4 protein-coding genes and 2 pseudogenes are annotated in these 5,278 nt (G+C 62.1%); 2 read left to right on the forward strand and 4 right to left on the reverse strand.

Features of this window, described 5'->3' with window-relative positions; translation table 11 throughout:
• Nucleotides 1-370: 370 nt before the first annotated feature.
• Nucleotides 371-1,630, forward strand: a complete 1,260-nt coding sequence (gene istA / locus RFM98_RS30975; RefSeq protein WP_320312268.1) for an IS21 family transposase — start codon at nt 371-373, stop codon at nt 1,628-1,630.
• Nucleotides 1,627-1,743: pseudogene (locus RFM98_RS31525) on the forward strand (AAA family ATPase); the annotation flags it as partial. The gene istA and the pseudogene RFM98_RS31525, both read left to right, overlap by 4 nt.
• Nucleotides 1,744-2,399: 656 nt before the next feature.
• Here RFM98_RS31525 and RFM98_RS30985 read toward each other — a convergent pair.
• The 4 genes and pseudogenes from RFM98_RS30985 to RFM98_RS31000 form a co-directional block, all read right to left on the reverse strand.
• Nucleotides 2,400-3,236 (reverse strand): annotated as a pseudogene (locus tag RFM98_RS30985) (IS5 family transposase); the annotation flags it as partial.
• Between the two features lie 98 nt (nt 3,237-3,334).
• Nucleotides 3,335-4,210 carry a reverse transcriptase domain-containing protein gene (locus RFM98_RS31295; protein ID WP_347349901.1) on the reverse strand — a complete coding sequence of 292 codons (876 nt, stop codon included), beginning with the start codon at nt 4,208-4,210 and terminating at the stop codon, nt 3,335-3,337.
• Nucleotides 4,129-4,488 carry a reverse transcriptase domain-containing protein gene (locus tag RFM98_RS31300; RefSeq protein WP_347349902.1) on the reverse strand — a complete coding sequence of 120 codons (360 nt, stop codon included), beginning with the start codon at nt 4,486-4,488 and terminating at the stop codon, nt 4,129-4,131. Before RFM98_RS31300 ends, RFM98_RS31295 begins: the two co-directional genes overlap by 82 nt.
• Nucleotides 4,489-5,080: 592 nt before the next feature.
• Nucleotides 5,081-5,278, reverse strand: a 198-nt coding sequence (locus RFM98_RS31000) for a hypothetical protein (protein WP_320312270.1), incomplete at its 5' end; no start/stop codon positions are given.

Raw genomic sequence — 5,278 nt, forward strand, 5'->3', positions numbered from 1 at the left:
GCGCATCGGCGCTTTCATCGATACCGTTTACAACACGCAGCGCCTGCATTCGGCGCTCCATTATCTCACGCCGGAGGAATACGAACAGAAGCATTCAGGTGGACGACAGATGGAAAAGGCGGCATAGGCTGAACACGGGACGATGTCCGCGATTTTCCCTGTCTCAGGCTGGGGGTGCACTCCATGGGTGTCCGCGAATTTCTGAAACACGCAACGTGTCATCGGGCGATGAATATTCCCTGATTGTGGGCATCGAAAATTCCCTAGTTGGCGCTTTCACCGCCAGTTCCGGGACGCGTCCCGGAACTGGCGGCTTTCGCCCCGGTGTCGATAGTCCGTGCCAGCCTTTGCAGGGACGGGAGCGGCGCTGGTGGTCCAACTTGGAGAACTTCTGATGATATTGGATCTGCACCGCCAGGGCCTGTCCGTGACCGCGATCGCCCGGCGAACGGGCCGCGATCCCAAGACGGTCCGCAAATACATCGAGCGCGGGCTCGAACTCCCCGCCTATGGCCCGCGACAGGCGGGGCGGCCAAACAAGATCGCGCCCTTCGTCGACTATCTGCGCGAACGGGTCTCGGCCTTTCCCGATCTGAGCGCCGTGCGCCTGACGCGCGAGATTCGTGAGCGCGGCTATGACGGCGCCTACACCGCTGTGAAGCGCTTCGTGGCCGCGATCCGACCGCAGGAGGAGGTGCGTCCCTTCGAGGTGCGGTTCGAGACGCCGGCCGGATATCAGGCACAGGTCGACTTCGCGCGCTTCGTCACCGAGTTCACCGACGCGCCGGGCGTGATGCGCATCGTTTGGCTGTTCTCGCTCGTGCTTGGCCATTCGCGTTACATCTTCGCCCGCTATGTCGTGCACCAGGACCTGCAGACGCTGCTGCGCTGTCATATGCAGGCATTCGAGGCCATTGGCGGCGTGCCGATCGAGATCCTCTACGACAGGATGAAGACGGCGGTTACCGGCGAAGATAACGAAGGCCACATCGTCTACAATCGCTCGCTACTGGCGCTGGCCAGGCACTTTGGCTTCCAGCCCAGAGCCTGCCGGCCCTATCGCGCCAAGACGAAAGGCAAGGTCGAGCGACCGTTCCGCTATATCCGCGAGGACTTCTTCCTCGCCCGCTTCCGCAATCTCGACGACCTGAACGAGCAACTGCAGGATTGGCTCGACACCGTCGCCAATGCTCGCCTGCACGGCACCACCCAACGCATCGTCAGCGAAGCCTTCGCGGCGGAGCAGCCGGAACTTCAATCTCTCCCGGCAGTTCCCTTCGATGCGCTTCTCAAGCTGGAGCGTCGCGTCAGCCATGATGGGCTCGTCTCGATCGGCGGCAACTACTATAACGTTCCCGATCGCACCCGGCGCCTTGTCGAGGTTCATCAACTTGCCGACTGCATCCGCATCCTAGACGAAGGCCGGCTGGTCGCCAGCCATCCTGTGCTCGAGGGGCGCCGCCAATATCGGATCGATCCTGCTCATCGTCAGGGGGCAGCTCGCCACGCGGCGAGGAAAAGCGTCCCGGATATCATCGTCGGCCGTCTCGGCGACCATGTCGCCCGGCGCTCGCTCGACTTCTACCAGGCCGTTGCAGATCGGCTGGTTGTTGCGGGGAGCCGGCCATGACCATGCACGCATCCACGATCGACAGCATCAGGAAGAGCCTGGTCGGGCTGCGCATGCCGCGGGCGCTCGAAGCGCTTGACGCGACCCTGCGGCGCATCGAGCAGGGCGAGATCGACGGCGCTCACCACAACTTTCGAGTTCAGTGGCGGCAGAAATCTGGTGTGGTTTATGTTCCGCCGAACAGCATTTGCGAAGAGGCGCGAAATGACAAAGACAGCAGGACGAGGGTTCGGTTCTTCTATTTGGCGTCGTGCTAACCAATGATGATATTGGTCGATCGCCTAATGACAGCAGCACATCTTGATCGCCTTCGGATCCTGGGCCTTTGCGCGCATGCCGACCTGACTGTCTCCGAACTAGCGGCGATTCTCGACCTTCGTCGGGAGCGCGTCGCGCGACACGTCCGGATGCTCGCCAGCGCCGACGTTCTTTGCGGCAACGAACGACGTCCTAGTCATATCATCTCAATGCAGTGGGCAAAGGACGGAGGGTTGGTTCAATTCTTGGTCGATCTCCTGCCCCACGACGATGGGTATCATAAGCGGGACCTGGAGCGACTCGAGGCGTTACAAGGCGCGTGGTCCAAGAGGAATGCTGCTTAATCGTGAAAAGATCTGCCCAGATGGGAGCGCGAAACTACCATGAAGAACTCCGCTGACGCAGCCATCGCAGAGCCCGGCACATCCGGATGGTCTTCCTTGCTCCACGTTGATTGCCACGTTCACCCGAGGATGCGCGGCGTTTCGGATCTGATGATTCGTTGCATGTCGAACTGGCCGCCCTTTGAGCGCTTCAGCGTCGTCGCCACCGACACCTTCACCCCGAACTCGTAGGGCGCCTTGCCCTTGCCGATGCACTCGACTTCATGGGCGTGCAGGCTCTAGATCTTGCGGCCGCGCTGGCGCTGTCGCTGTTCGAGAACGGTGGAGGCCTGGTAGAGCGACCATTTGAAGAGCGCGTCCAGCTCCGCGTCGCCGGCGATCTGACGGGAGATGTCGGGGACGGTGCGCCCCAGATACGTCCTGAGCCTTCGCAGCGCCTTGTTAGCCCGCTTGAATTGCTTGGCGTGGGCGTAGCGCTGACCCGCACATAGGTCTGGCGTAAATCCAGCCCCGCCCGTCTGGCCAGCCGCACCAGCCGTTCGCGGGCGCGATGGATGAGCTTGGCGTCGGTTGGGAACATCACGTTCTTGGGTTGAACATGTCGTGTCGACAATGGCCCGGCGCGTATCCTGCGGCTTCATCGCCCCGGTCTTGACCGCTATGCTGAGGCTTTCCTGCAAAAGCACCACGGTCCGCTCCTCGCCCATGCGGCTCCGCCAGCGCGTCATCGAGGAGCGGGCGAACGGCAGGTCGTGGCGGAAGAACTCCTCGCCGTACAGATACCGGAAATACCGGTTCTCGATCCAGCGTGCGCACAGCACCTCGCCCGAGGTTGAGGTGTGCTTGAGGATCGCCAGCCCCGCCATCAGCCGGATCGGCCGCAGCGGCATGCTGGTACCGTCCGAATAGACCTCGCCGAAGCGCGCCTCCAGCACCGGCCAGTCGATGGTGCGGACCAGCCGCAGCAGCTCTCCAGTCTCGCGCCGCTCGCGTGGACTGCCCATCGCCTGGCTCCGATTGATCGGGATAGGGGGACGCCTCACGGCGCCGCCCCTCCCACACCACCGGGCATACGGGTCCGTACCACGGCGGTTCGATCGGATTAAGCTTGGGCAGAGACATGGAGTCGAGGGAGACCAAGAGACTCGAAGTAATGGTTGCGCAAGGCCTGTTGGACCGCCGGGTGTCCTGACATGCGCCAGAATCCCGTCGGCGAACCGGCGGCAGCCGCAGCACTGAACTTTGGGACGCCACGACGGCGCAGTTCCTTGTAGCGGTTGTGCCCGTTCCCCCATTGCCGCCAAAGATACGAGCGTAGTCTTCGGCGGGTCCACGCTTCCAGGTTCGTAAGCACCCGTGGGGTCTGGCAGAAGCCGAAGTAGCCGCGCCATCCGATGAGGTATGGCTTCAGCTCTTTGATCAACTGCGGCAGACTGATCCCCCGCGTCCGGCGTGTCATGTCCCGGATCAACGTCTTGAATTTGTCGAGGGCCTTTGGCGCGATGCGCCGCTCGCTCCCGTCATTCGAGATGCTGAACCCCAGGAACTTTCGCTCCTCCGGTCGCGCCACCGCGCTCTTTTCCTCGTTGACCTTCAGCCGCAGCTTCTTGGTCAGGAACCGGCTGACGGAAGCCATGACCCGTTCGCCGGCGCGGCGGCTGCGAACATAGATGTTGCAGTCGTCGGCGTAGCGGCAAAAACGGTGGCCACGTCGGGTCAGTTCCTTGTCGAGGTCGTCGAGCAGGAGGTTGCTTAGGAGGGGCGAGAGCGGGCCGCCTTGCGGGGTCCCCTCGTCCACCGGACGGACCAAGCCATCCTCCATCACCCCCGCATTGAGGAATGCACGGATGAGTTTGAGCGCACGCTTATCGGACACCCTCGCGGCAACGCGCGCCATCAGGCTATCATGATTGACTCGGTCGAAAAATCTTTCGAGGTCGAGGTCAACCACGTAGGTGTAACCCTCGGCGAGTAGCATTGCGCTTGGGCTACTGCCTGATGAGCAGAGCGTCCCGGGCGGAAGCCGTAGCTGTGCTCCGAGAACGTCGGGTCCCACTGCTCTTGGAGGACCTGCAGCAGGGCTTGCTGGACCAGTCTGTCGACGACGCAAGGTACGCCGAGTTTTCTGACCCCGCCGTCCGGCTCGGGGGTTGCGACCCGCTTGACCGGCTGCGGCTGATAGGTTCCCTCGAGCAATCGAGACCGAATGCTTGGCCAGTGCTCACGCAGGTAGCCCTTGGCGTCGTCGATGGTCATCCCATCCACGCCTGGACCGCCCTTGTTGCTTCGAACGCGTTTCCACGCTGTTTCCAGATTCTCTCGGCTACATACCGTCTCCATTAGCTGTTCTGTCCAGGCCGGGCTTTCGGGTGCCGACTTCGCCACGAGTGGTTCGGCCCCTTGGTGACCGCTGACAGGGGCTTCACCCCGGTCCCTCGGTTCCAGGGCCAGTGAATACTGGGTCTTCTGCCGCTTTCCATTCATGAGTTGCCAGTCCTACTTGCCACTTCCAACCGTTCGGGCCTTCGGTCATCGTTTCCGGCTCGGCCTATCCGTTTGCTCCGCCTTTCGGCCTGGAGTGCCTCACTAGCCTTGCCGACAGCGGTCACCTTGCGGTTCCCTCAGTTCCGAAGTCGGAACATGACGCAGGCCTCCCCAGGTAAGTTCAATCGCCTTCCCCGCGCACCTGCCGGATCTACAGCCCTGCCCCTTGATGGATATGGACTTCGCGACACGTTGCCCGCTCGTCCGGCCAGGGATGCCTCACATCCGGTTTCTGTTCGTCAGGTCGCGGTTTTGCTCCACGCTTCCTTCAGACACCACCTCGCGGTAATGCCCTTGCGCTTTGCTAAGCCTTCACCTCCATCAGGTTGGCTAGGGGGACTTTCACCCCCAAGCGGTTGAACATGCTGGGCACACAACGAAGCCGCTGACGCGGCATTTGGCGGGTCGGTTTGCGGTTGAGGCTTCTGTTTTGAAGGATTGCGGCTGTTGAAGCGCAATCTTGGAACAGGAGCACTGAGATGGCCGAGTTGAGCCCTCTTCG

Origin of the sequence: Mesorhizobium australafricanum (genome assembly GCF_033977265.1) — a bacterium.
Lineage (GTDB): Bacteria > Pseudomonadota > Alphaproteobacteria > Rhizobiales > Rhizobiaceae > Mesorhizobium > Mesorhizobium australafricanum.

Bases quoted from the DNA above. Each gene is read 5' to 3' on its own strand.
- RFM98_RS31295 (WP_347349901.1), bottom strand. From the start codon at position 4,210: ATGCTACTCGCCGAGGGTTACACCTACGTGGTTGACCTCGACCTCGAA.
- RFM98_RS31300 (WP_347349902.1), bottom strand. From the start codon at position 4,488: ATGACCATCGACGACGCCAAGGGCTACCTGCGTGAGCACTGGCCAAGC.